The 25,815-nt window shown below is 53.6% G+C and carries 22 protein-coding genes; 14 read left to right on the top strand and 8 right to left on the bottom strand.

Features of this window, described 5'->3' with window-relative positions; translation table 11 throughout:
• Position 1: 1 nt before the first annotated feature.
• The 6 genes from K0J45_RS09595 to K0J45_RS19770 all read right to left on the bottom strand — a co-directional run bounded on the left by K0J45_RS09595 (position 2) and on the right by K0J45_RS19770 (position 3,996).
• Positions 2 to 403 (bottom strand): DUF3465 domain-containing protein, encoded by a 402-nt coding sequence (locus K0J45_RS09595; RefSeq protein WP_220045100.1) that lies wholly within the window; start codon positions 401 to 403, stop codon positions 2 to 4.
• A 192-nt stretch (positions 404 to 595) separates the two neighbouring features.
• Positions 596 to 1,036, bottom strand: coding sequence for a hypothetical protein (locus tag K0J45_RS09590; RefSeq protein WP_011865678.1), 441 nt, complete (start codon positions 1,034 to 1,036; stop codon positions 596 to 598).
• 50 nt (positions 1,037 to 1,086) lie between these two features.
• Entirely contained in the window at positions 1,087 to 1,518 is a 432-nt protein-coding gene (locus K0J45_RS09585) for a GNAT family N-acetyltransferase (RefSeq protein ID WP_258406641.1), read from the bottom strand.
• Between the two features lie 140 nt (positions 1,519 to 1,658).
• Positions 1,659 to 2,744 (bottom strand): NAD(P)H-dependent flavin oxidoreductase, encoded by a 1,086-nt coding sequence (locus tag K0J45_RS09580; RefSeq protein ID WP_220045099.1) that lies wholly within the window; start codon positions 2,742 to 2,744, stop codon positions 1,659 to 1,661.
• A 128-nt stretch (positions 2,745 to 2,872) separates the two neighbouring features.
• Positions 2,873 to 3,277, bottom strand: a complete 405-nt coding sequence (locus K0J45_RS09575; protein WP_011865675.1) for a GFA family protein — start codon at positions 3,275 to 3,277, stop codon at positions 2,873 to 2,875.
• A gap of 596 nt (positions 3,278 to 3,873) precedes the next feature.
• A complete protein-coding gene (locus K0J45_RS19770; protein WP_258406807.1) occupies positions 3,874 to 3,996 on the bottom strand; it encodes a hypothetical protein in 123 nt (40 codons plus the stop codon).
• Between K0J45_RS19770 and K0J45_RS09570 the strand changes: the two genes are divergently transcribed.
• The 6 genes from K0J45_RS09570 (at position 3,995) to K0J45_RS09545 (ending at position 16,241) form a co-directional block, all read left to right on the top strand.
• Positions 3,995 to 5,998 carry a glycoside hydrolase family 97 protein gene (locus K0J45_RS09570; protein ID WP_258406806.1) on the top strand — a complete coding sequence of 668 codons (2,004 nt, stop codon included), beginning with the start codon at positions 3,995 to 3,997 and terminating at the stop codon, positions 5,996 to 5,998. The genes K0J45_RS19770 and K0J45_RS09570 overlap by 2 nt on opposite strands.
• Positions 5,999 to 6,383: 385 nt before the next feature.
• Complete coding sequence (locus K0J45_RS09565; RefSeq protein ID WP_220045097.1) at positions 6,384 to 7,898, top strand: M28 family metallopeptidase; 1,515 nt, start codon at positions 6,384 to 6,386, stop codon at positions 7,896 to 7,898.
• Positions 7,899 to 8,759: 861 nt separating this feature from the next.
• Positions 8,760 to 10,310, top strand: a complete 1,551-nt coding sequence (locus K0J45_RS09560; protein ID WP_258406805.1) for an MFS transporter — start codon at positions 8,760 to 8,762, stop codon at positions 10,308 to 10,310.
• Positions 10,311 to 10,407: 97 nt separating this feature from the next.
• The gene (locus tag K0J45_RS09555) at positions 10,408 to 12,909 is read left to right on the top strand and encodes a glucan 1,4-alpha-glucosidase (RefSeq protein ID WP_220045095.1); all 2,502 of its coding nucleotides are present in this window, start codon (positions 10,408 to 10,410) and stop codon (positions 12,907 to 12,909) included.
• 537 nt (positions 12,910 to 13,446) lie between these two features.
• Positions 13,447 to 15,531, top strand: coding sequence for an elongation factor G (fusA, locus tag K0J45_RS09550; protein ID WP_011865670.1), 2,085 nt, complete (start codon positions 13,447 to 13,449; stop codon positions 15,529 to 15,531).
• Between the two features lie 95 nt (positions 15,532 to 15,626).
• Positions 15,627 to 16,241, top strand: a complete 615-nt coding sequence (locus K0J45_RS09545) for a 3'-5' exonuclease (protein ID WP_220045094.1) — start codon at positions 15,627 to 15,629, stop codon at positions 16,239 to 16,241.
• On the opposite strand, the gene K0J45_RS09540 is transcribed toward K0J45_RS09545, so the two are convergent.
• Positions 16,238 to 17,266, bottom strand: a complete 1,029-nt coding sequence (locus tag K0J45_RS09540) for a LacI family DNA-binding transcriptional regulator (RefSeq protein WP_011865668.1) — start codon at positions 17,264 to 17,266, stop codon at positions 16,238 to 16,240. The genes K0J45_RS09545 and K0J45_RS09540 overlap by 4 nt on opposite strands.
• 64 nt (positions 17,267 to 17,330) lie before the next feature.
• The gene (locus K0J45_RS09535) at positions 17,331 to 18,023 is read right to left on the bottom strand and encodes a DUF3334 family protein (RefSeq protein ID WP_011865667.1); all 693 of its coding nucleotides are present in this window, start codon (positions 18,021 to 18,023) and stop codon (positions 17,331 to 17,333) included.
• Positions 18,024 to 18,415: 392 nt separating this feature from the next.
• Between K0J45_RS09535 and K0J45_RS09530 the strand changes: the two genes are divergently transcribed.
• The 8 genes from K0J45_RS09530 to K0J45_RS09495 all read left to right on the top strand — a co-directional run bounded on the left by K0J45_RS09530 (position 18,416) and on the right by K0J45_RS09495 (position 25,809).
• Positions 18,416 to 20,053, top strand: a complete 1,638-nt coding sequence (locus K0J45_RS09530) for a methyl-accepting chemotaxis protein (protein ID WP_220045093.1) — start codon at positions 18,416 to 18,418, stop codon at positions 20,051 to 20,053.
• Between the two features lie 263 nt (positions 20,054 to 20,316).
• Positions 20,317 to 20,709 carry an ACT domain-containing protein gene (locus K0J45_RS09525; RefSeq protein WP_011865665.1) on the top strand — a complete coding sequence of 131 codons (393 nt, stop codon included), beginning with the start codon at positions 20,317 to 20,319 and terminating at the stop codon, positions 20,707 to 20,709.
• A 31-nt stretch (positions 20,710 to 20,740) separates the two neighbouring features.
• Entirely contained in the window at positions 20,741 to 20,998 is a 258-nt protein-coding gene (locus tag K0J45_RS09520) for an HPr family phosphocarrier protein (RefSeq protein WP_011865664.1), read from the top strand.
• Between the two features lie 11 nt (positions 20,999 to 21,009).
• Positions 21,010 to 22,716 (top strand): phosphoenolpyruvate--protein phosphotransferase, encoded by a 1,707-nt coding sequence (gene ptsP, locus K0J45_RS09515; protein WP_220045092.1) that lies wholly within the window; start codon positions 21,010 to 21,012, stop codon positions 22,714 to 22,716.
• Between the two features lie 66 nt (positions 22,717 to 22,782).
• Complete coding sequence (gene crr / locus K0J45_RS09510) at positions 22,783 to 23,292, top strand: PTS glucose transporter subunit IIA (protein ID WP_011865662.1); 510 nt, start codon at positions 22,783 to 22,785, stop codon at positions 23,290 to 23,292.
• Positions 23,293 to 23,579: 287 nt separating this feature from the next.
• Entirely contained in the window at positions 23,580 to 23,924 is a 345-nt protein-coding gene (locus tag K0J45_RS09505) for an ArsC family reductase (protein ID WP_220045091.1), read from the top strand.
• The gene (gene dapE / locus K0J45_RS09500; protein ID WP_220045090.1) at positions 23,921 to 25,051 is read left to right on the top strand and encodes a succinyl-diaminopimelate desuccinylase; all 1,131 of its coding nucleotides are present in this window, start codon (positions 23,921 to 23,923) and stop codon (positions 25,049 to 25,051) included. Before K0J45_RS09505 ends, dapE begins: the two co-directional genes overlap by 4 nt.
• Positions 25,045 to 25,809, top strand: a complete 765-nt coding sequence (locus K0J45_RS09495) for a M15 family metallopeptidase (RefSeq protein WP_220045089.1) — start codon at positions 25,045 to 25,047, stop codon at positions 25,807 to 25,809. The genes dapE and K0J45_RS09495 overlap by 7 nt, the downstream gene beginning before the upstream one ends.
• Positions 25,810 to 25,815 lie beyond the last annotated feature (6 nt).

The following is a 25,815-nucleotide window of genomic DNA, read 5'->3' as shown; positions in this document are numbered from 1 at the left end:
CCTACTGATATTTGCGGCCGCCATGGCTTAACCAGCCCGCCGGGTGACGCCCCCTTGGATCATGGTGTGTCCAGTGGATCACACCGCCGCGAGCATTCCACTCATATTCACCGAAGAAACCCACACTGTCACCGACCTTGAGATCGGCAATGCGCGGCGCCAGATCGATATTGTGGGCCACCAGCAGCGTCTGACCACTGGCCAGGCGCAAAATGAAGCGCTGATGACGACTGCCCTTGGTATCATCACTGAGCAGGCGAATCACCTCGCCTTCCCCCTGGATCTGTACGCCACTCTGCTTCTGCTCAAACACCTGGCCCAGCAAGCCGTCATCGGCCAGGAGTGGCAAACTAACGGCGAACGACAAGATGATGAGTAATAGCCCACGGCAGAATCTATTCATAGCCTGATTTCCTTACTAGCTATCATTAACTTGCTATCCTGAAATTGCTAGGTTGAATGCTAACTCGGTAAAAGCCTCAATGGACATTTCAGGTCATCCGAGACTGAACACTCGGAGCAAGTACTTTAGACCGAGCATTGGAGACAGAGTCTTTGTGACAGAGAGCTTTAGACTAAACAATTGAAATTAGACTTATTGCTGTTGGCTCTCTATGAGGTGACGAGGCATCACCTTTGACGTCAACAACGCCTTTACGGGCAGATGCTCAGGGTTATCGTCACTGGCAAGATAACGGACCTTAGGCATCTTATTTAGTCTTGCTTGGGTCATCCAACCTTCGGGGCTGGAACTTACCAGAGTCTTACTCACCTCATTGCCCTCACTATCTATGACCACATGATAACTAAACTGGCCCATCCCTTTGGGAATCCACTTAGGGCGGGACTTCAGCATCACAGGTTTTGTCGACTTGGGCTTCCAATAATCACTTAGGTTTTCCCCGCTCACCTCAAGCAGATTGCCGGCCAATAAGGTGTTATTGACCGATTCCGAGTTACCGGGAGTGTTTTGGGTGGAACTGCAGGCAGTTAATGCGAGTGTCAGCAGGACACCAGCAAACAAATTTTTAGACATTTATCTTCCTTGAACAATGGATTAATTAAAGATTCGTCTCAGCGAATCGCTTAGCGAGTCACACTATCACAATAGCGCTTAAACAGAAAATAGCGGGCTGGACTGCCATCAAACGCAGGGATAATGCCTGCGACGCTAAAGCCAAGTTTTTGGTAAAAATCCGGCGCCTGAAAATCTAAGGTATCCACCTGAGCCTGCTGGCAACCGCGGCTAATTGCCACGCGCTCCGCCTCTAGCATCAGGTCGCGTCCAAGCCCTGTGCCGCGGGCCGTTTCATCCACCCAGACCACATGGATGAGGAAGTTTTTATAGATGGTGCGGCCATAGACGCCGCCAATCAGCTTACCGGTTTTGTCGTGGGCCGATACAGTCAGCGGCTCAGACGTCTCCTTGCCCATCTTGTCGAAGTTGTACTGGCGCACACCATCGACCAAGGCATCGACCAGTTCGCTATTTTCACCCTCAAGTTGGCTGACTGTGATACCTAGCTTAGATTCAAGCGCCTGTTTTTCTGCCTCTGGTTTATCTGTCTCTGGTTTCTCAATCTCAGGTTTCTCAATCACGGGATCACCTTTCATCTGCATCTGCTCTATTCGTTATTATTTTTAATTTGTTGCCGTAATTACTCTAGTTGCGTGACTTGCTGCATTAGCGCCAGGGTCATCTCGCCTGCGGAGATCTTTTTGCAGCTGCCGACATTTTGCCCACACCAGAGGGGCGAGAAATCACTCATGCCGCGGGTCTCACTCGCCTTGCGTAGCTGCGCCATAAGGTTAGTCGCATAGGGAAAGGCTGGGGCCGAGTCGTTTATTGCCCCAAGCTCTGACATGGCGCGGTTAACCAGGCCCCTTGCCGGTCTTCCCGAGAAGAGATTAGTGAGCGCAGTACAGCCTTCAGCCCTAACCGTACTCCCTTGAATAGTAGCCGCACGCTCGATGGCCGCTCTATGTAAACTTGAGGTATTGGCCTCATCACACAAGAGATAGGCGCTGCCCACCTGCACGGCGCTGGCGCCCATTGCCAAGGCGGCTTTTACCCCGTGCCCATCGCCTATGCCGCCAGCGGCGATCAACGGCGCATCGACTCGCGAGGCGATCTCAGTCAGCAGGGGTTCCAATTCCACCTGAGTGCTCACATCATCACTGAGAAACATGCCGCGATGACCACCCGCCTCGACGCCCTGAACCATAATGCCATCCACGCCTCGCGCCGCCAGATACTCGGCCTCGGCAACTGTGGTGGCACTTGAGATCACCTTTGCACCCCAAGATCTCACCCGCTTAAGCAGATCCTCTTGTGGCAGGCCGAAATGAAAGCTAATCACCTCTGGCTTAAAGGCTTCTATGGCATCAGCGATCTCATGATTAAAAGGCATACGACTCGCGCCGCCTTGGCCGAGATCGGCCGCTATCTCAAGTTCATCAAAATATGGCGCTAATAGCTCATGCCAGCGCGCTTGGGCTCGATTGTCGAACGGCGGCAACTCATGGCAGAAGAAATTAAGGTTCAGTGGCGCGCTGGTTGCCGCCCGAAAACGTTTAATTTCATCGACTATCTGCGCCGAGCTCAACATGCCGCAGGGGATTGACCCAAGCCCACCGGCATTAGCCACGGCGATGGCGAGTTTGCTGTCTTGTACCCCAGCCATTGGCGCCTGAATAATAGGCAGTTCTGTGCCCAGTAACGCCTTGAAGTTTATGCTATTCATGACCCATCCTTAATGAATCGATTCGAGCTTCATGTTCTGAGCGATCTCGGTGCTTTGCTAACTGCTATCAACTAATAACTAATAACTAATACCTAGTAGCTAATACCTAGTAACTGGCTCCTGAGAAACTACCTGCCGGGCTCGTGGCCCTCATACCATGGTAACTTGGCATCCATCTCCTCCCAGTTCGCCTTGGAGGTGACAAAGTTATGAGACATGGGGCGCTCGTTGATCGGCGAGTCCAATATGCCTAGTCGGAGGCGAATGCGCTTACTATCCTGGTCGTTGGCGCTGTAGATAGGCGACGCACAGTGACGGCAGAAATAGCGTCGCTTTCCAGGAGAAAACTCAAAACTTGTGAGGAAATCGGCCTTATCCGATAGATTGAAGTCCACCAGTTCGACGAAACCATTGGTGGCGAATGCCGTGCCGCTCGATTTACGACACAGGGAACAGTGGCAATGAATGATATGACTTATGGGTCCGCTGATGGCGACTTTAATGCCACCGCATAGACAACTTCCTTGATACATGGCTTTCCTGATCCGGCTGTAAGTGACAACGAAAAATAGCTGCAATAAAAGACGATGAAAAAGCTGCTGCGATAAATCGACTGCACAATTGTAATCGGGCCCTATGCTGCCACAACTTGCGACGTCAGATCAGCATAAATCTCTGCGCTAACCCCTTAAATTCCGTAACTAAATGTGGCAAAGCGCTGAATTTATCTTTTGCTATTGTTTTTGCAAGTACTGACTGCCCAACCTTTTCACACACTTATGCCCTGCAAACCGAGCACTGAATAATAAGTGACTGAGGCCGCCCTCATTGAGGGATCATCCCCGCAGTCACTTGCTGGCTTATAGCGGAGATTGCCGCGAACTAACAGCCTGGCAGGTGAATACGTATGCAGCGCATTGCTCCCCTCGCGCCTTCCCTTCTAACATGACTAACACTCATGGCTATCACTCATGGCTATCACTCATGGCTATCACTCATGGCTATCACTCATGGCTATCACTCATGGCTATCACTGATAGCAAGAAATCTTGCCTGCAGCCATGACAAGCAATAACCCTAACCCTAAAAACGACAATAAAAAGGTACACGGAATGTCTTGCACCTCGACTCACTTAACAAGCCACCAAGCGAGCCCCCACTCCAGATCCCAGCCCAGATCCGAGCCCAGATCGCCGTTTCGTCCCACGACCACCCTATCGGCACTCACCCTCGCCATAGCGGCGACCGGCATGATGCTACCAAGCACTAGCCTGGCCAAGACAATCTCTCTGACCTCGCCTGACAAGCAGATCGTGGTCAGCCTGAGCGATGATGATCAAACGCCCCGCTACAGCGTCAGCTTTCATGGTAAGAAGGTGATCGAACCCTCCAAGCTTGGAATGGTGTTTGAGTCTCTTGGGGAGTTTGGTACTGACTTTAGCATTCAAGAGGTCAAGCGCAGCCAGGCCGATGAGCGCTGGCAACAGCCTTGGGGCGAACGTGAATGGGTTGTCGATAAACACAATGGCCTGACAGCCACCCTGAGTAATGGTCAATACCGCTTTGTCGTCCAGTTCAAGGTGTTCGATGATGGCCTAGGCTTTCGCTACCAGATGCCGAAGCAAGGTGATTTAGATAAGCTAAACATCACTTCGGAGCTCACCGAATTCACCCTGCCACAACCCGAGGACGTCACCGCCTGGTGGATCCCGGCACGTGGCTGGAACCGCTACGAGTACCTGTATAAGAAGACACCGCTCAAACAGGTCGATAGGGTTCATACCCCCTTCACCTTCACACTGGGCGATGGGGTGCACATGAGCATCCACGAGGCGGCGCTGGTGGACTACGCTGCCATGACGCTGGATCAGCGCAGAGACGGCACCCTGCGCGCCGATCTCACCCCTTGGTCGGATGGCACTCGCGTCAAGACCCAGGCGGGCTTTAGCACACCCTGGCGCACCATACAGATCGCCGACAAGGCCACCGGCCTGCTGAACTCAGATCTGATCCTCAATCTCAACGAGCCAAATAAGCTTGGGGATGTGGATTGGGTCGAGCCCGGCAAATATGTGGGTATCTGGTGGGGCATGCACCTCAACGAGAATACTTGGGGCTCAGGCGACAAACACGGCGCCACCACCTCCGAGACCAAACGTTACATGGATTTTGCCGCCGAGAACGGCTTCGCCGGCGTATTGGTAGAAGGCTGGAACATAGGTTGGGATGGCAGCTGGTTCCACAACGGAGACGTATTCAGCTTCACCCAGGCCTACCCAGACTTCGATCTCCCTGAGATCTCCGCCTATGGTGCCAGCAAGGGCGTTCGCCTGATAGGTCATCACGAGACCTCTGGCTCGGTCACCAACTACCGCAAGCAGATGAGCGATGCCTATGATCTCTATCAGAAATATGGCGTCACTCAGGTGAAGACCGGCTATGTAGCCGATGGCGGTGATATCAAGCGGGTCGACGAGCAAGGCATAGTGCGCCACGAATGGCATGATGGCCAGTTTATGGTCAACGAATACCTGCATAGCGTCACCGAGGCGGCCAAGCGCCACATCAGCATCAATACCCATGAACCGATAAAAGATACCGGCCTGCGCCGCACCTATCCAAACTGGATAAGCCGCGAAGGCGCCCGCGGTCAGGAATTTAACGCCTGGGGCACGCCGCCAAACAATCCGTCGCACACCACCACCCTGGCCTACACCCGCATGTTGGCCGGCCCCATGGACTTCACCCCGGGGATCTTCGACCTTGCACCTAAAGGCCTGGACGCGGTTAACCGAGTGCAGACCACGCTGACCAAGCAGTTGGCCCTCTATGTGGTGCTCTACAGCCCGATCCAGATGGCCGCCGATCTGCCCCGCAACTACAAGCAGTATCCCGATGCCTTTAAGTTTATTCAGGATGTGCCCACCGACTGGGCCCAGAGTATCGCTCTGGCCGGTGAGGTAGGTGAATATGTAGCCTTTGCCCGCCAGGAGCGTGGTGGCAAGAGTCAGGGCAAAGATTGGTATCTTGGCGCGATCACCGACGATGACGCACGTGAGATCGCGATCAAGCTAGATTTCCTCGACCCCGCCCTGAGTTATGAGGCGCAGATCTACCGAGACGGCGACAAGGCCGATTGGCGCACCAATCCCTATGACTATGTGATTGAGAGCCAAAAGGTGAATAGCAAGCAGCAGCTGACGTTAAAACTTGCCAGCAGTGGCGGCGTCGCCATTCGCTTCAAGGCGCTCTAGGGCTCAGTTGTAGCCTAGCGATCTAGCGCTTAAACCACATTAGAGGATGCAAGTCTGCTCAGGCAGGCTTGCATCCTCTTCTTATTCAGGCAATGCCCTTCGCCCTCTCCTGCGTTGTCTGCCATATCGGGCCAAGGCCTATCATCTGCAACATTTGTTTACCTTTTTCCGGCGATTCCCCCCACATTTCTACGACTAAAGCCGCGATCCCTCATCCTAGCTTGGGAGTTATTCTGCTAAGGTGGTTTGTGCACTCCTAGCCCACGCTGAGCGAGCCAACGTTGATCGCTTTCCAGCTCGCCTAGCTGAGCGCATAACCAGTTCAACGCAAAACAAGTTGAGTCCATAGAAAGCATCGAAAAATAACAAGAATGAAGAACAGAACATGACAATCAAGGCATCTATCGGGAAGACCCTAGTATTTACGGCCATCTGTGCTGGCACTGCCCATGCAGCCCCTCCGGCCACACCACTGCATCATGCGGGAAGCAGCCACTCTGCACTAAGCCAAAATGTATTAAGCCAAAATGCATTAAGCCAAAACGCACTGGGCCAGAGTCCTTACACGGCACCCTCCCAGGAAGATCTGCGCCTGTATGAGATTGCCGGTGCGCCGCAGCCAGCACGCATACTGCAAGATATACAAACCTTAGTGAATTTTGGCACCCGCCATACCCTATCGAGTCAGACGGATAAAGATCGCGGCATAGGCGCGGCCAGAAACTGGATCAAGGCCGAGTTTGAACGTATCTCCGCCGCCTGCGATCACTGCCTTGAGGTGATAGAGGTGGGCGACACGGTTTCAGGCAAACGCATTCCCGAGCCAACACGTGTGGTGAATATCATCGCCATTCAACGTGGTACCTTAGATCCTAACCGCGTGGTGATGATGAGCGGCGATATCGACTCTCGGGTCAGCGACGTAATGGACGCCACCTCCTTCTCACCCGGCGCCAACGACAACGCCTCGGGGGTCGCAGGCGCCTTAGAGGCCGCTCGCGTCCTCAGCCAGTATCAGTTTGGTGGCACCATAGTCTACGCGGCGCTATCTGGCGAAGAGCAAGGTCTTTATGGTGGCGCCGGACTGGCCGACTTTGCCAAGAAGCAAGGCTGGCAGGTCGAGGCGGTACTCAACAACGACATGATAGGCAACATCGAAGGGATCAATGGTGTGGTGAGCAACCACACGGTGCGGGTGTTCTCCGAGGGCGTGCGTATCGCAGAAACCGAGGCAGAAGCCAAGGAGCGTTACTTCAGTGGCAGCGAGAACGACTCCGCCTCGCGTAACCTTGCCCGGCATATCAAGCAGCTGGCCGATCAGTATATGACTAACCTGGATGTGCAGCTCATCTATCGACTCGATCGCTTCGGTCGCGGCGGCCATCACCTGCCCTTCAATAAGGCAGGCTTTCCCGCGGTGCGCGTGATGGAAACCAACGAGAACTACAACCGTCAGCATCAGGACATTCGCACGGAGAACGGTATTGCCTATGGCGACGTGATTGAGGGGGTAGATGAAGCCTTCGCCGCCAAGCTTACCGCCCTCAACGCCATCAGCCTGGCGTCTATGGCCTGGGCACCATCGCCGCCAACACAGGTGAGCATCTCGGGACAGGTCTCGGCCGATACCCAGCTCAGCTGGCAGGCGGATGCCACCGCCGAAGTCGCCGGTTATCGTATCTATTGGCGCAAGACCACAGAGGCAGAATGGAGCCATAGCCGTTATGTGGGCAAGGTAAACAGTTTCACCCTGAGCAACATGGTGATCGACAACTACCTGTACGGTGTCGCCGCCGTGAGCTTTAACGGTAACACCAGCCCTGTGGTGTTCCCCGGCGCGGCAGGTGCCTTCTTCCACCCGGCAAGCGATGCAGAGTCAAACGCGGCGAAATCGCACTAATGAATTTGTAAGCTGAATTTGAAAAAGTCTCGAAATGATGCATCTAAAATTTTGATTCAAATATAGACAAAACCAAATTCAGGTCGCGATCGCGGCCTGTTTTTTTATCCCATACAAATTGACCTCAGTTAAACAAACTCAAACTTAATTAGGCAATACGGGCATTTTTTTTGGGGCGCACATCAGTTCAACCAAATCAACAAAACCTATGCCTAGACCTAGACCTATACTTAGACCTAAAGCAAAAATTTTCACCGCAAAATTGAGTTTCACCTTAATGAGCATCAAATTTTGGTTAGAATACCTAGCCTAACTAGCCTTTCACAATGCCGCTTCTTTCCTGCTTTTGGCGTCATTATCGATACGAGTTAGCCCTTGTTGCCCATTGTTACAAACCCCAACCTATGTTTAGCGGATGGCTTGCCACATCCTATTTAACCGACTGTTTTTAAATGACTATCCAAATTTAAACTTAGGCACAACCAGGTTAACAACAGGCTGCACAAAGGTTAATGCCTGATGATGAATACGTATGTAATCGGTTGTCGCCTGTTTCGGCTCAGGGTTAACATGCCTTGGTGTTTAATTTCATGTGTAACTTCCTATGAAATTGGCCAGGTCGACGCTCACCCCATCAGGCACTGAAGGCATGAGAGGTGAGCGCTAGAGTCTCTATCTACTCATCAAGGCTTAAGCCTAGTGAATAAGCCTAGAGAAGTAGAACCCTAGCTTTTGGCGAATACCCGTTTGAGGGAAGCGTGTATTCGCCTCTTTTTTCACTCGACCGACTTCCATAAAATACAGATTGCACGCCCTTTAGCGCTGTGCAGATCAATAATGAATAATAAAGAGAAGCATCGGATGTCACAAAACACCCTATCCGCCCAAGGCACCCCTAAGGTTAAACCTGCACTCAGCTTCTGGCAGATCTTCAACATGTGTTTCGGTTTCCTGGGGATCCAGTTTGGCTTCGCGCTGCAAAATGCCAACGTCAGCCGAATCTTTCAGACGCTCGGTGCGGCGATTGATGACATCCCCATTCTCTGGATCGCCGCGCCGCTCACCGGCCTGCTGGTGCAGCCGATCATCGGCTATATGAGTGACAACACCTGGGGCCGCCTGGGCCGTCGCCGCCCCTACTTTCTGATAGGCGCCATCTTTACCACACTAGCCATCTTCTTCATGCCCCACTCGCCCGTGCTCTGGGTCGCTGCGGGCATGCTGTGGATCATGGACGCCTCCATCAACATCGCCATGGAGCCGTTTCGCGCCTTCGTGGGCGACAACCTGCCCAGCAAGCAGCGCCCTCTAGGCTATGCCATGCAGAGTTTCTTCATCGGCGTCGGCGCCGTGGTGGCCTCGGCCCTGCCTTACCTGCTGACCAACTACTTCGACGTGGCTAACACGGCGCCCGAGGGTGAGATCGCCGATTCGGTACGCTACGCCTTCTATTTCGGCGGCGCCGTGCTGCTGTTAGCCGTCAGCTGGACAGTGTTTACCACCAAAGAGTACTCACCCGAGGAGTTGGCCCGCTTCGAACAGGAAACTGGCGAGCAGGTAGCCCTGCACCACGATCGCAGCTGGCAGGCTTATCAGAAAGGCGCCATGCTCTGGAGCCTGGTGGGCGCCATCTTAACCGCCGTCATCTTCTTGCAGTCTCTCGACAAGCAGCTCTATCTGCATGCCCTTGGGATCTTCGCCTTCGGCCCGCTGCAGTGGTTCTGTGCTAACACCCTGAAGCATATCAAGGGCGAAAAGCGCCACCAGCAAGGCATGGTGTTTAGCGTGGTCGATGCCCTGTTTCATATGCCAAAGGCGATGCGCCAGCTGGCTGTGGTGCAGTTCTTCTCCTGGTTCGCCCTCTTCTCTATGTGGATCTACACCACGGCCGCGGTGACAGATCATCACTATGGCACCCAGGATGTGCTGTCTAAAGCCTATAACGATGGTGCCGATTGGGTGGGCATGCTGTTCGCCTCTTACAACGGCTTTGCCGCCGTGGCCGCCATCTTCATCCCGCTGCTCGCCATGGCGGTTGGCCTCAAGATCACCCACCTGATCAACCTCTGCTGCGGCGGCATTGGTTTGATTAGCTTCTACTTTATTCAAGATCCAAACCTGTTATGGCTGCCCATGATAGGTGTAGGTATCGCCTGGGCCTCTATCCTCTCTATCCCCTATGCCCTGCTGTCCAACGCACTGCCCGCCGCCAAGATGGGGGTCTACATGGGGATCTTTAACTTCTTCATAGTGATCCCTCAGCTGCTGGCCGCCAGCGTGCTTGGCGTACTGCTCAATGCCTTCTTCGATGGCAAGCCGATCTTCGCCCTCATTCTGGGTGGCAGCTTCATGATCCTGGCTGGAATTAGCGTGCTGTTTGTCAGCAGCGAAGCGAGCAAAGCCGAGCGCTAACGCGTAAGGCTTGATGCTTGAGCCCTAACAAACACACAGACTTACACGACTTAACTGACTTAACCAAAATATAAACATAATAAACGAGACCCTTAATATGACGTCTAAGCCAGTACCTTTTACGCGCTCACTGATCGCCCTCTCCCTGGGCGCCCTGCTTAGCGCCTGTGGCGGCGCCAAGAGTGATATCGACGCCGCGCCAGCACCAAGCGCCAGCGTATCTGAGACAATTTCAGTTGCACCGGGCGCGCCCGGCGCCTCACCCACCTGGGCCTTTTCCGGCAAGACAGGGATTGGCACCTCATTCGAGCCCTATGTGACCAATGCGCAAGGCGCCGATCAATACCTGAGCAGCCAGGCCAATCCCGTTAGCCGGGTATGGTTCTCTATTGCGCAGGGGATCCTCACCGAGACCATGTATGGGCTTATCCATAACGCCCAGCTCAAAGAGGCGCAGTTCATCATCAGTGGCAACGGCTTCGTCGATACCGAGAAAGACAATACCGTCACCAGCATAGATTACCTGCATAAGGATGAAGCTGGGCGACCATTGTCCCTCGCCTATAAGGTGATAAACAAAGATATCGAGGGCAAGTATCAGATAGAGAAGCACTTCTTTACCGATCCCGATCGCGACAGCCTGGTGATGCAGGTGTTCTTTACCGCTTTCGAGCCGGGGATCACCCCCTATCTCTACGTCAATCCCCATATCGACAACAGCGGCGCCAACGATATCGCCAGCGTGAGCCAAGATGGCAACAGCCTCTACGCCTACACGGGCGATAAAGATTCCAGCGTGCTGACCGTGCGCGGTGACATTCCCTTTACAGCAAGTAGCGTGGGCTTTGTCGGCGAGTCTGATGGCCTGACCGATCTTAAGGCCAACGGCGAGCTGAACTGGCATTACGCCAGCACCAGCGCTGATAAGCAAAGCCTAGGTAATGTCGCCATGACGGCGGCGCTGCCTACTCTGGAAGTTGGCGATGCTAACCATCCAAGTCTTAGCACTACCTTGGTATTTGGCTTCGGCGCAGATAAGGCCAGCAGCGAGCAAAATGCCAAAGACACCCTTAAAGATGGTTATGACAAGGTGCTCGCCGCCTATAACGGTGAAGGTGATGCCATCGGCTGGCAGGACTATCTGCAGTCGCTCTCAAGTCTAAATGCCATGACGGCCAATACCACCGATGGAGGTAAGCTCCTCTATACCAGCGCCATGGTGCTCAAGGCCCAGGAAGATAAGACCCATGCAGGCGCCCTTATCGCCTCACTCTCTAATCCCTGGGGTGACAGTGTCTCGGCCGTCACCGGCTCGACCGGCTACAAGGCAGTCTGGCCAAGGGACTTCTATCAATGCGCCATGGCGTTTCTGGCCATGGGTGATACCCAAACCCCTAAGGTGGCCTTCGAGTATCTAAAGAAGGTTCAGGTCACGGCAGCGACTCCCGGCTATAGCGGCGTGCCCGGCTGGTTCCTGCAGAAGACCCACGTGGATGGTCAGATAGAATGGGTCGGCGTGCAGCTGGATCAGACCGCCATGCCTATCATGCTCGGTTGGAAACTCTGGCAGGCTGGCGTACTGAGCGACGATGAAATAGCCAGCTGGTATCAGACCATGTTGAAGCCGGCGGCCGATTTTCTGATAAGCGGCGGCGAGGTCAACCTCGACTGGAACCACACTCAGATCACACCCCTTAAGACGCAGCAAGAACGCTGGGAAGAGCAGCAAGGCTACTCACCTTCTACCGCAGCGGCGGTGATAGCTGGGCTTATTACCGCCAGCGATATCGCCAAGCAAGCAGGCGATTTAAACTCAAGCGAGAAATATCTCGCCAGTGCCAAATCAATGGCCGAAAAGCTCGACTCCTTGGTCGTGACCCAGCAAGGGCTGCTAAGCGCAGAGGATGGCACAAAGGCGCCTTACTATCTGCGCCTTGCGCCCAATGGTACGCCGAACAGTGCAGATAAGCTTGCCGACAACAATGGCCGCACAGGCTTAGATCAACGTGAGGTGTTAGACGGCGGCTTCCTGGAGTTGGTGCGTTACGGCGTGAAGAGCGCCAACGACAAGACCATCAACGACACCCTCAAGCTTATCGATAACACGGCGCTCGAGGATAATCTCAGGGTCAGGTATGAATTTACCGCCAAAGATGGCAGCACGTTCCCTGGCTTCAGACGCTACGGCAACGACGGCTATGGCGAAGACACCGCCACAGGCGCTAACTATGCCGAGAACGGCAGCAACACTCCGGGGCAACGCGGCAGAGTATGGCCATTCTTCACCGGCGAGCGCGCCCACTTCGAGCTGGCCAAGGCGATCGCCGATGGCACGCTCGATGATGCAAGCAAGACGCAGCTGGTACAGACCTATGTCAAGGGAATGGAGGTTTTCGCCAACGAGGGACTGATGCTACCCGAGCAGGTTTGGGATGGTGTCGGCGATAAGACCCGTTTCAACTATCAGCTTGGCCAAGGCACTAACTCGGCCACCCCGCTTGCCTGGACTCACGCCGAATATGTGAAGATGGTACGTTCCATCACAGAGGCTAAGGTGTGGGACCACTACGAGGATGTGGCCAAGGCACTTAACAATTAACAAATAGGCAGACACTAAGACTCAGCCTACACAATTAAGCCGAAGCTATTCCCAAAGCCAGTCCAAGTGACTGGCTTTTCTTTATCATATCGTGATGTATCTAGATACGGAGTCGCAGGCATCCGCCTAAGGTGTCCTAACTGCACGCTTCTATGCCCTAACCCAGCATAATTTAATCTGGCCGATCCAAGTCCAAAGAGCCCGCTTACAAAGGCGCTTTTCAACGTTAATCTTTTTCGCCCGAGTTCCCCCTATAATCCCCCTCTTCCATAAAGGCTGTAACCTCGCTGTGATCCCCCACCACATCCCCATATAAAAAGATATAACGAAATTTCGGGTTATAACATCATGTTCTTTTTATGAGCGAAATCCGCACCGGCTATAGGTTTGCCCACTATATAGAGGAAGCTAGAGTGGGTAATTTCTCCCGATAAAGATGATATTTCAGCAAAATTGATAAAAATGAATAAAAAAATTTGAAAAGTATTGATATACTTCCCCCCGAATTTTAGAACGTAACTCCAATAGAGTAGAAAAATGACTGATTTATCAAAGTACAGAAACATTGGTATCTTCGCTCACGTTGATGCGGGTAAGACCACCACAACAGAGCGTATCCTAAAGCTAACCGGTAAGATTCATAAGATCGGTGAAGTTCATGATGGTGAATCTACAACCGACTTCATGGAACAGGAAGCTGAGCGTGGTATTACCATTCAGTCTGCTGCTGTAAGTTGCTTCTGGAACGATCACCGTTTCAACGTCATCGACACCCCTGGCCACGTTGACTTCACAGTTGAAGTTTATCGTTCTCTAAAAGTACTAGACGGTGGTATCGGTGTATTCTGTGGTTCTGGTGGTGTTGAGCCACAATCAGAAACCAACTGGCGTTATGCAAACGAATCTGAAGTTGCGCGTATCATCTTCGTAAACAAGCTGGACCGTATGGGTGCCGACTTCTTACGCGTTGTTAAGCAAACTAAAGACGTTCTTGCGGCTAACCCACTCGTAATGGTACTGCCTATCGGTATCGAAGATGAGTTCAAGGGTGTTGTCGATCTACTAACCCGTAAAGCATGGGTTTGGGACGAATCTGGACAAGCTGAAAACTACAGCATCGAAGATGTACCTGCTGACATGGTTGACATGGTTGAAGAATACCGTGAGCAACTGATCGAGTCTGCCGTTGAGATGGACGACGATCTGATGGAAGCTTACATGGAAGGCGAAGAGCCAGCTATGGAAGACATCAAGCGTTGTATCCGTGAAGGTACTCGTACCATGCACTTCTTCCCAACATACTGTGGTTCTGCTTTCAAGAACAAAGGTATGCAGCTTCTACTAGACGCGGTAGTTGATTACCTACCTGCGCCACAAGAAGTTGATCCACAGCCTCTGACTGACGAAGAAGGTAACGAGACTGGCGAACACGCTATCGTTGACGCTGATGCACCTCTGAAAGCTCTTGCGTTCAAGATCATGGATGACCGTTTCGGTGCCCTGACCTTCGTACGTATCTACTCAGGTCGTATCAACAAGGGTGACACCATCCTGAACTCTGCAACAGGTAAGACTGAGCGTATCGGTCGTATGTGTGAAATGCAGGCTGACGAGCGTAACGAACTTGAAACCGCACAAGCTGGTGACATCATCGCTATCGTGGGTATGAAGAACGTTCAGACTGGTCACACTCTGTGTGATGTTAAGCACCCATGTACTCTGGAAGCCATGGTGTTCCCAGAGCCAGTAATCTCTATCGCAGTAGCCCCTAAAGACAAGGGCGGCAGCGAGAAGATGGGTATCGCTATCGGTAAGATGATCGCAGAAGATCCATCATTCCGCGTTGAAACTGACGAAGATTCAGGCGAAACCATCCTTAAGGGTATGGGTGAACTTCACCTAGACATTAAGGTAGACATCCTGAAGCGTACTTACGGCGTTGAGCTGATCGTAGGTGAGCCACAAGTGGCATACCGTGAAACTATCACTCAAGAAGTTGCTGATAGCTACACTCACAAGAAGCAATCTGGTGGTTCTGGTCAGTTCGGTAAGATCGACTATGTTATCCGTCCAGGTGAAGCAAACACTGGCTTCACATTCAAGTCTTCTGTTGTTGGTGGTAACGTACCTAAAGAATACTGGCCTGCTGTTGAGAAAGGTTTCGAGAGCATGATGCAGACTGGTACCGTTGCTGGCTTCCCAGTACTAGACGTTGAACTAGAACTGACTGACGGTGCTTTCCACGCAGTTGACTCATCAGCTATCGCGTTCGAAATCGCTGCTAAAGGCGCATTCCGTCAATCTATGCCAAAAGCTGGCGCGCAACTACTTGAGCCTATCATGAAAGTTGACGTATTCAGCCCAGAAGACAACGTAGGTGACGTAATTGGTGACCTTAACCGTCGTCGCGGCATGATCAAAGATCAGCAAGCTGGTGTGACTGGTGTTCGTATCAAGGCTGACGTACCGCTTTCAGAAATGTTCGGTTACATCGGTTCTCTACGTACAATGACCTCTGGTCGTGGTCAGTTCTCTATGGAGTTCTCACACTACTCACCATGTCCTAACAGCGTATCTGAAAAAGTTATCGCTGAAGTTAAAGAAAGAGAAGCTAAGAAGTAATCTTACTCCTTAACTGAAGTTTCTTTACTAAAAACCCTAACAATGTATGTTGTTAGGGTTTTTTCTTTTGTGTCTTTTCCCTTACAGGAGCCCTTATGTCCCAAGATGCCATAGTGGTATTGGATTTTGAAACCACAGGCCTCTCCCCCTTACAGGGCGATCGCGCCATCGAGATAGGGGCGGTTAAATTGCAGCAAGGTGTAGTGGTCGATAGATTTCAGCAATTGATGAATCCCGGCTTTGCCGTCAGTAGTTTCATCGCCGATTACACAGGGATCACCAATGCGATGCTCAGTGATGCACCAAGTTGCGAGACCGTCATGGCTGACTTTGCAGACTTCATCCAGGGCTGTCATCTGGTGGCTCATAACGCCAGTTTCGATCAGAAGTTTTTAGCGGCAGAATTTTCGCGCATCGGCCTGGCTCAATCCCAGCCCTTCGCCTGTTCGCTGCTGCTGGCAAGACGCCTGTTTCAGGCGGCGCCTAACCATCAGCTAGGCACCTTAGTGAATTATTTAGGTATCGCCAACGATGGCGTGTTTCACCGCGCGCTGAACGACGCCGAGGTCACCGGCGCCTTGTGGCTGGCGCTGAGCGATGCGGTATCACAGAGATGGGCCTGCCCTGCACCCAGTTTTGAATTGATGCTTAAGCTGCAGCGTCAACCTAAGCATCTGCTAGAGAAATTTATGCGGAGCTATTTAGGCTAACGCTTTTCGCCGCAGGACTCGCGCTCAATCAGGCTGGTGGGGATCAACTGATTGCTCACCTCCTGGCCCTTGATCTGTTTCAGCAGACTCTCTACCAAGATCTCGCCAGCGAGCTTAGTATTTTGCTTGATGGTGGTCAGCGGCGGATTGGCGAAGCTTGCCACAGGAATGTCATCATAACCCACGACAGACACATCCTCAGGCACCCTTAGCCCCTGCTCTTTCAACGCCCGCATGGCGCCGATGGCGATGAGATCGCTGGCGGCGAAGATGGCGTCGAAGGAACGTTTCTGCGCCAGTAGTTGATTGGCCGCCTCGAAGCCTGAACTCTCCGTGCTGATGGCATCCACCTGCAGGTTTTTCTGTAGCGGCACACCTGCCGCCTTGAGCGCCTGTTGATGACCCAAGTAGCGCGCCTGAAACTCAGGGCTATGGCTTGAGGCATCGCCGATGAAGGCGATATTGCGCCGCCCCTTGGCCAGCAGATGCTCGGTGGCCAACACGCCCCCTTGACGGTTATCACAGCCAATGGAGAGCACGGAGGACTTATGCTGCGCCGGTCCCCAAATTACTAGGTGAGTATTCTGCGCCGCCAGCTTATTGAGCTTCTCCTCGTAATCCATGTAATCGCCGTAACCCAGCAGAATAATGCCATCGGCCTTATTGCTGTCTTCGTAGTCGGCGTGCCAATCGCTGCTAAGCTGCTGAAAGGAGACCAGGAGATCATAGCCCTGCTGCGCCGTTGCCCGGGTGATAGAGCCTAACATGGAGAGGAAAAATGGATTGATCAGCGAATCGTCGTTGGTGGGATCTTCACACAATAACAGCGCCAGGGTCAGACTGCTTTGGGTGCGCAGGTTGCTGGCGTTCTTGTCGACCTTGTAATTAAGTTCCTTGGCAATGGCCTGTACTCTCAAGCGCGTCTCTTCATTGACGAGCGGACTGTTTCGCAATGCCCGCGATACCGTGGATTGTGACACCCCGGCGCGGTAAGCGATATCGATAGAGGTAGCTTTCGTTGTCATAATTATGGGCGACCTTGTTATACACAAACAGGGCGAGCAATCGCCCGCCCCTTAAGAAGCTCGATTATATCCCAAGCTCCTTCATCAGATCATCTGAATCGTCGACCACAACGGCACTATTAACTGCCGCCGACCAGGAAGGGTCTGCCGCCTGGCTTCCTTGACCGTGCTGGGCCAGCAAGGCGTCGGGATCGTCTTCCTCATGCTCGAAATCAGCCAGCTTGATGAATTCAGTCTTATCCATGGCGTATTCCAGATAGAAGATATGGTTTCTGGCGGTCTTGAAGGCGACGCGGCGCGCCACCGCCTCATCCAAGTTGGTGTCGATGGAGATGGTCAGTTCTTTGTTAATGGTCAGCATCTTAGGCTGACTCTGATTGATCGAGGTCTGCAGCTCCTTGTTTACCTTGACGATAAAATCGCCCAGGATCTGGTTCATCAACTCGCCCATCACATCCCCCACCTCATCCGAGGTATGGGAGAAGGCCAGCTCAGACTCAGGCATCCCCATCTGCTTCATGTAGGCTTGATAGATCTCCACCGCCGCCGGGGCCGAAAAGTTGATCACCACAAGGCCTGAGAATCCACCGTCGAAGATGGAGAAGCAGCCGAGATCCGGCTTGAGGCAGGTCTTGGTGATGCTCTGCACCATGGCGGCATGGCTCACCTGACTGCCCGTGGTACTGGTTAGCACGCGGCACACCGAATGGCAGAGTTTTAGCAAAATATCGTCGGAGCTGATCACTTGCGAGGTCATAGTCTCATCACATGTCAAAAAAGAGTCATACTCCATTCTGCGCGCTATTACGATAAAAATCAAAATCAAAACAGGGGATTAGTTAATTCTCATTCAGCGGCGAAATAACGACCAGTTTCACAGTTGGTAAAATAGTGACATCTTGGCCGGTGCCTCCCTACCATTTCCCTATCAAGTGCCGTTAAAAAACACCGTTAACTGCCTCACAAAGGAGGTAACACACATTGTTCGATTGCGTAAAAATGCCAAAAAGATCCAGAGTCAACGTGAGCCAGTTCAATTAATTAACAATAAACAGTCAATCGATTGACTATTCGTTGTCACCGCATTCTCAACCCTTTCGTTAGCCTGTATATTAGCAACATTTAACCGGGCTATTGATAGGACATAACATGCTTGCGATCCTCAGAAGGTTCACCATTCTACAGCGCCTCATCTTAATGCTGGTGCTTGCCGCCATAGGCACCTTTGTCTTCGCCAGCTTTTCGATCAACGAGCAGCGCAACAACCTGATTAAGCAGAAATGGCTGCAAAATGATGCGCAGCTATCCACTCTCTTGAGTATGATCGACACCCACTATCGCCAGAGCCAGCAAAATATCCTGACGCCAGAAGAGGCCCAGCGCGAGGCGGCGAATCTGGTCAATCAGATCCAATATGGCGAGAGTGGTTATTTCCTGCTGTTCGATGCAAATCATACCCTGCTGGCCAATGGCGCATCGCCCGACCAGCTCGGCATCAAGGCATCTAAGCTCAGCAGCCAGATGGGCGGCAACGCCTTAGATAAAATGCTGGACAAGGCCATGGCCTCCGGCATCGCCAAGGCCAGCATGGAGATGAGAAACCCCATCACAGGCGAGCAGGAAGAAGCCTTGATGGAAGCCCGCACCTTCCCCGCCTGGCAGTGGACACTGGTGACTACCTCTTACATGAGTGATGTCAACGACACCACCATCAGCGTGATGTACAACTACCTGGGGATCATGTTGCTGATCTCTGTGCCTATCTTTGCCTTCTTCCTGATCCTCAATCACTCCATCAGCTCGCCTTTGAATCAGGCGATCGATGCGATGAAAGATATTGCCGAAGGTGAAGGCGATCTGACCAAACGCCTGCCAACACAAGGCAAAGATGAAGTGGTGGCCCTCGCCATCGCCTTCAACAACTTCGTCGGTAAGATCAACAAGATGGTCGCCGATCTCCAGCCGGTGGGGCAAGACCTCAACCAGGACGCCGACCGTTTATTTAATGCCGTTGCCGAATCAAACGCCAGTGTCGATCACCTGCATCAAGAGACCAGTAGCGTTGCCACCGCCATCAATCAGATGCTCTCCACCACCCATGAGATGGCCAGCAGCACCCAGCAGGCAGCCGATGCCGCCAATAGCGTCAAGCAGCAGGCTCAGGACAGTAAGCAGCAGATGGACGGCACGGTCGAGAATACCCATAAGCTGGTTCAGGAGCTGAAGAATGCCGAGAGCATCACCCAGCACCTTGGGGTGTCTTCCGAGCAGATCGGTAGCATCTTGGATGTGATCCGCGGCATCGCCGATCAGACCAACCTGCTGGCGCTTAACGCCGCCATCGAGGCCGCCCGCGCCGGCGCCCATGGCCGCGGTTTTGCCGTGGTGGCCGACGAGGTGCGCGCCCTGGCCAATCGCACCCAGGACTCCACCAACGAGATCCAGAAGATCATCACAGACATTCAAAATGGCGTCGCCAACGTGATGCACAGCAACAGCGATACGCAGACTCAATCGGTCGAGCTGCAGCAGCAAGCCCAGGCCGTGGGTGACTCACTTAACACCATCCTAGAGCTGATCGCCCATATCAGCGACATGAACACCCAGCTGGCCAGCGCCACCGAGGAGCAATCCCTGGTGACCGAAGAGATCAACCGCAACATCTGCAGCATCACAGAGCTGTCTGAGGTATCGGTCAAAGCCAACGAGAGCAATCGCATGGCGGCAGAGTCTCTGCGTCAAATAAGCCAGACCAGCGCCAAGATCTTGGGTCAGTTCAAGGTATAAAACTAATCTCTTAATTGGACAGCATGAGCCAGACTAGAGATAAAGAAGGGAGCCAGACTAGAGATAAAGAAGGGAGCCAGACTAGAGATAAAGAAGGGAGCCTGATGGCTCCCTTTTATTTTGCCGCAAAGGCGAAAAGTAGTTTATCGTCCGCCCTTGAACACAGGCACTAAAAATCCCGGCTCAAAGCTCGACAGCGGGCGTTAAATCTGTGATAAGCTTAACGACATCACATTTTTCAGCATCGATGGGATCACATAACCATGGCTCGAATGACGTTAGCGGTACATCCTCAGCTATACAGTATTCACAGCTTCAGCCCAGACAGTGAGTTAGTGCCCGAGGTGTTTCGTCAGCCCATGTTTTTCATCGGCAAGACCAAAGATGAACTCTCAGTGGTGGTTCCCGCCGAGCTGCAACTCGACAGCCTCGAAGAGGAGAGCGACTGGCGCTGCCTCGAGGTAGTCGGTCCGCTGGGGTTCTCCATGACGGGGATCCTCGCCAGCGTCTCAGGCACCTTGGCAGAAGCCAAGATCAGCATCTTTGCCATCTCCACCTTCGATACCGATTACATTCTGGTAAAGAAGGACAAGTTGCAACAGGCGATACAGGCGCTGAAGAAGACCAACTATCAAATCATTCATTACCAGGCCTAAGCGCCGCGCGTCATTTCCAAAGAGCGAGTTTATGTACCAAAAAACAGTCACCATCATGGCCGAGCACGGCATTCATACCCGGCCAGCCGCCCTGCTCGTTAAGGCTGCTAAGGCCTATGATTGTGACATCATAGTGGAATGTCAGGGTAAACAGGCCAGCGCCAAGAGCCTGTTTAAGCTGCAGACCCTGGGCCTTTACAAGGGCGTCGAGGTCAAGGTCAGCGCCGATGGCGAGCAGGCAAAGCCGGCGGTTGATACCGTTGCCGAACTGCTCATCACCTTAAGTTAACAGGAGTCAGGATGACGATGAGAGGCATAGCGGTATCGGCGGGCATCGCCTTCGGGCAGGCCAAGGTGCTACGTACCTATGAAAGCAAACTCGACTATCATCTATTGCCTCCCTCCCAGCTCGCCCGCGAGCAGCAAAGACTCAATCGCGCCCTCAAGACCCTCATCAAACAAAGCCAGGCCTGCGCCGCCAAGCTAGATCCAGAATCGGACAACTACCAGCTGATCGAAGCCGATCTCCTGCTGTTAGAGGATGAGGAGTTGCTGGCCGAACTTAGCGACACCATAGGCAAGCGCCAGTTTTCCGCGGCCCTTGCGGTGGAGCACAGCTTCGCCAAACAGGCCCAGGCGATGCAAGAGGCCGATTCCCCCTATCTCGCAAGGCGCGCCGAAGATGTGCTGAGTCTGGGACAGCGCCTGATCCGCACCCTGCTTACCGGACACTGCGACAACCTCAGCCGCCTGCCGGAAAATGCCATCGTCCTGGCCAAAGATATTACCCCGGCCGAGTTCGCCACCCTGCCACTTGAGCGCGTCAGCGCCTTGGTACTACAGACCGGCGGCGTCACCAGCCATACCGCGATCCTGGCCCGCAGCGCGGGCATTCCCACTCTGATGAGCTGCCCCTGGCAGACATTAGAGGTGACAGATGGCATGACGTTGGCGGTGGATGCCATCAATGGCGAGCTCTATGTAGAGCCCGACGAGACGCAGATAAGCGATCTCAACGCCCAGAAACAGCAGGCAGAAGAGCGCAAGTCGGCGCTACTGGCCTTAAAAGGCACCGTCACTCAGACAAAAGATGGCCGCTCCATTCCCCTGCTGGCAAATGTCGGCTGTATCAGCGAGATCAATCACCTGGCCGATGTGGGCGCCGAGGGGGTTGGCCTGTTTCGCACCGAATTTCTGTTTATGAACAACCACGAGCTGCCGGACGAGAACCGCCAGTATCAGCTCTACTGCGACGCCCTGCAGCTGCTCGACGGCAAACCGCTGACCATTCGCAGCATGGATCTGGGCGCCGACAAGGAGGTGCCCGCCCTCGCCATGGACAGCGAGGAGAATCCGGCACTGGGCCTCAGAGGCATCAGGTACACACTCGCCCATCCCAAGCTGTTTAGCGCTCAGCTCAGGGCGATCCTCAGGGCCGCCAACCACGGCCCTATCCGCCTTATGTTTCCTATGGTCAATCAGGTGGAGGAGCTCGAAGCGGTACTTGCCCTGCTGGAGCAGTGCAAACAGGAGCTTGTGGAGGCCGAAAAAGGCTTTGGTGAACTCGAGCTTGGTATAGTGGTGGAAACCCCGGCGGCGGTGTTTAACCTCGCCTCCATGCTCCCGCTGCTGGATTTTGTCAGCATAGGCACCAACGATCTCACCCAATATACTATGGCCGCCGACCGCGCCAATCCGCTGCTGATCGACCAATATCCGGTGCTCTCGCCAGTGATCATCCGCCTGATCGCCCAAATTATCGAACAAGCCAAGGCCGCCAAGGTGCGAGTCTCCATGTGTGGCGAGCTGGCCAGTAACCCCAGCGCCACGGCGCTCCTGATCGGCCTTGGGCTAGAGGAGTTTAGCGTCAACCTGGCCTCACTGCTCGAGGTAAAACAGGCCCTCAGTCGTTGGTCTTACCCAGATTGTGTCGAACTTGCGCACAAGGCCTTGCAAATTTCGCGCATCGATGCGTTAAATCAATTATTAACACACTGTCACTCTTGATAATTTTTGAGTATGCTAGGCATAATTTATCACGACACTACAGCGTGCTAACACAGGGGCAATTTAATGGGATTTTTGAGCCGCATAAGACGTTTAATTTCTGGTCAGCCACCCATCACGGGCGGCATCGACGTGTACGCGCCAGTGTCGGGCGAGATAGTGGCTATCGAAAAAGTGCCAGATGTGGTGTTTGCCGAGAAGATAGTCGGCGACGGCATCGCCATCGCACCTAAGGGCAAGCAGATAGTGGCGCCGGTAGATGGCACCATAGGTAAGATTTTCGAAACCAACCACGCCTTCAGTATTGAGTCACCCCAGGGGCTCGAGCTGTTCGTGCATTTCGGTGTCGGCACGGTAGAACTCAGGGGCAACGGCTTTACCCGTCTGGCCGAAGAGGGTCAGCAGGTTAAGGCTGGCGATCCCATACTCGAGTTCGATCTCGACTACCTCAAGGCCCATGTCGAGAGCCTGCTCACCCCTGTGGTGCTGGCGAACATGGAAGATATTCAGGGACTCGACAAGCGTCACGGCAGTATCGAAGCCGGTAAAGATGTGATCTTCTCGGTTCAGCTTTAATCCCTATCCCGGTAATTAGCAAATCTCTTTCTGACTGATATAACTCTCGTTTTCCCCCGGTGCGTAAGCACCGGGCAGCGGCTTCTCGCCTTAACCTGGGTGATTTTTTTTCAAACAGACACTTGCGCCCAGCTTACCCCTTGAGGCAGAGACGACTCGGTGCCACAATAACCAAAAAAAGACCAGCAAGTCACTGCACTTGCCAGCAAAGCTGACCGAAGTGACTGACACGAATAAGACATCTCAACGTTTCTGGTCGGACGTTACCCCATACGGAGAATCAGATTTTGACCCTATACGGTATTAAGAATTGCGACACTGTTAAGAAAGCCCTCAAATGGCTCGATGCCAACCAACAAACCGTCACCTTTCACGACTTTCGCGTCGACGGTCTCACAGAAGCGCAGCTTAACACCTGGGTCGAACAGATTGGCTGGGAGAGCCTGTTCAACAAACGCAGCACCAGTTTCCGTAACCTGAGCGACGCCGAGAAGGCCGACATAGACCAAGCCAAAGCCGTTGCCCTCATGCTCACCTATCCGACCCTGATCAAGCGTCCGGTGCTGGAACATCAGGGAGAGCTCAGCGTCGGTTTCAAGCCGGCCCAGTATGAGGAGATCTTCAACCGATGAGCCAGGATGTCCTCACGCTGGCACAGGATCTGATTGCCAGAGCCTCGGTCACCCCGCTAGACGAAGGTTGTCAGCCGCTGATGGCCAAACGCCTCGCGGCCAAGGGATTTAATATCGAGCCTATGGTGTTCGAAGACACCACCAATATGTGGGCGCGCCGCGGCGATAAGGGCCCGCTATTTTGCTTTGCCGGCCATACGGATGTGGTGCCTGTGGGCGATCTTAATCGCTGGCACACGCCCCCCTTCGAGCCCGTGGTGATCGACGGCTACCTTCACGGACGCGGCGCCGCCGACATGAAGGGCTCGCTGGCCGCCATGGTGGTCGCTACCGAGCGTTTCGTCGACAAACACCCGGATCACAATGGCTCCATCGCCTTTCTGATCACCAGCGACGAGGAAGGTCCCTTTATCAATGGCACTACGAGGGTGATCGACACCCTGGAGGCCCGCAACGAGAAGATCACCTGGTCTCTGGTTGGCGAGCCCTCCTCTACCCATAAGCTGGGGGATATCGTCAAGAATGGCCGTCGCGGCAGCCTCACGGGTAACCTGACGGTCAAGGGCATTCAGGGGCATGTCGCCTATCCCCATCTGGCCGACAACCCCATCCACAAGGCGGCTCCCGCCCTGGATGAATTGGCGCGCATGAAGTGGGACAACGGCAATGAGTTTTTCCCGCCCACCAGCTTCCAGATAGCCAACATCAATGGTGGCACCGGCGCCTCTAACGTGATCCCGGGTAGCCTGGAGGTGATGTTTAACTTCCGCTACTCCACCGAAGTGACTGCTGAGATCTTGATCCAGCGTGTGCTCAACATCTTAGATGCCCATGGGCTGGACTATGAGATTAGCTGGATCTTCAACGGCCTGCCGTTTCTCACCGACGCGGGGCCATTGCTGGACGCCACCCGCGAAGCCATCTATGAGATCACGGGCACCGAAACCGATCCCCAGACCTCGGGCGGCACCTCGGATGGCCGCTTCATCGCCCCCACTGGTGCACAGGTGATCGAGCTTGGCCCGGTTAACGCCACCATTCACAAGGTGAACGAGTGCGTCAAGGTCGAGGATATCGAGCAGCTGGCCAAGGTGTATGAACGTATCCTGGAAAAACTGCTTTGCTAACCCCTGACGCCAATAGCCGTAAGGCCGCCGAAGCCCCTGCTAGCGCTAGCGAGCAAAACCTAAGCGGCCTCGATCTCTACGGCGATGGTAACTTGCCCCTGATGGAATGTCAGGGGCACAGATTAGCCCCCGAGTGCGCTGCCCAGTTCATTAAGATGCAGACAGCCGCCGCCAATGACGGCATAGAGATAGCCATCTGCTCTAGCTACCGTGATTTTGACCGCCAGTTAGGGATCTGGAATGCCAAGGCGAGTGGCAAACGGCCTGTTCTAGACAAGGCCTCTCGCCCCATAGATATCCAGCGCTTAGACGATAATCAGCTGCTAGATGCCATCCTGCTCTGGTCGGCAATGCCGGGCATGTCGCGCCATCACTGGGGCACAGATCTCGACCTGTTTGATGCCAAAAACATCAGCCGTGAATCGTTACAACTCATCGACAGCGAATATCACCCGGGCGGCCCCTGTCATCAGCTGCATCTGTGGTTAACGGCGAATGCGGCCGATTTCGGCTTCTATTTTCCTTATCAATTGGGTCTAAGTGGCGTCAGCCCAGAGCCCTGGCACCTGAGCTATTATCCCCTCGCCGATACATATCTGGCCGCCTTCGATACAGATAAGCTTAAGGCGCGGCTCGAGCAGGCGGATATTGAGTTTAAGGCCCCTATTCTCACCCGTCTGGAGGCGCTGGTTTCTCGCTACGTCTATTTTGTCGCGCCCTCACCAAACGGGCCGGTTAACCCCATTATCAAGAAGTGATTTCCC

It is taken from the genome of Shewanella alkalitolerans, from assembly GCF_019457575.1.
Lineage (GTDB): Bacteria > Pseudomonadota > Gammaproteobacteria > Enterobacterales > Shewanellaceae > Shewanella > Shewanella loihica.
This window is presented reverse-complemented; position numbering and strand designations above follow the sequence as displayed.

Coding starts and splice junctions, on each gene's coding strand:
- ptsP (WP_220045092.1), top strand. CDS start 21,010: ATGACGATGAGAGGCATAGCGGTATCGGCGGGCATCGCCTTCGGGCAG.
- K0J45_RS09570 (WP_258406806.1), top strand. CDS start 3,995: ATGATGCTACCAAGCACTAGCCTGGCCAAGACAATCTCTCTGACCTCG.
- K0J45_RS09555 (WP_220045095.1), top strand. CDS start 10,408: ATGACGTCTAAGCCAGTACCTTTTACGCGCTCACTGATCGCCCTCTCC.
- K0J45_RS09575 (WP_011865675.1), bottom strand. CDS start 3,277: ATGTATCAAGGAAGTTGTCTATGCGGTGGCATTAAAGTCGCCATCAGC.
- K0J45_RS09580 (WP_220045099.1), bottom strand. CDS start 2,744: ATGAATAGCATAAACTTCAAGGCGTTACTGGGCACAGAACTGCCTATT.
- K0J45_RS09540 (WP_011865668.1), bottom strand. CDS start 17,266: ATGACAACGAAAGCTACCTCTATCGATATCGCTTACCGCGCCGGGGTG.
- K0J45_RS09520 (WP_011865664.1), top strand. CDS start 20,741: ATGTACCAAAAAACAGTCACCATCATGGCCGAGCACGGCATTCATACC.
- dapE (WP_220045090.1), top strand. CDS start 23,921: ATGAGCCAGGATGTCCTCACGCTGGCACAGGATCTGATTGCCAGAGCC.
- K0J45_RS09530 (WP_220045093.1), top strand. CDS start 18,416: ATGCTTGCGATCCTCAGAAGGTTCACCATTCTACAGCGCCTCATCTTA.
- K0J45_RS09525 (WP_011865665.1), top strand. CDS start 20,317: ATGGCTCGAATGACGTTAGCGGTACATCCTCAGCTATACAGTATTCAC.
- K0J45_RS09535 (WP_011865667.1), bottom strand. CDS start 18,023: ATGACCTCGCAAGTGATCAGCTCCGACGATATTTTGCTAAAACTCTGC.
- K0J45_RS09590 (WP_011865678.1), bottom strand. CDS start 1,036: ATGTCTAAAAATTTGTTTGCTGGTGTCCTGCTGACACTCGCATTAACT.
- K0J45_RS09545 (WP_220045094.1), top strand. CDS start 15,627: ATGTCCCAAGATGCCATAGTGGTATTGGATTTTGAAACCACAGGCCTC.
- K0J45_RS09595 (WP_220045100.1), bottom strand. CDS start 403: ATGAATAGATTCTGCCGTGGGCTATTACTCATCATCTTGTCGTTCGCC.
- K0J45_RS19770 (WP_258406807.1), bottom strand. CDS start 3,996: ATGCCGGTCGCCGCTATGGCGAGGGTGAGTGCCGATAGGGTGGTCGTG.
- fusA (WP_011865670.1), top strand. CDS start 13,447: ATGACTGATTTATCAAAGTACAGAAACATTGGTATCTTCGCTCACGTT.
- K0J45_RS09565 (WP_220045097.1), top strand. CDS start 6,384: ATGACAATCAAGGCATCTATCGGGAAGACCCTAGTATTTACGGCCATC.
- crr (WP_011865662.1), top strand. CDS start 22,783: ATGGGATTTTTGAGCCGCATAAGACGTTTAATTTCTGGTCAGCCACCC.
- K0J45_RS09560 (WP_258406805.1), top strand. CDS start 8,760: ATGTCACAAAACACCCTATCCGCCCAAGGCACCCCTAAGGTTAAACCT.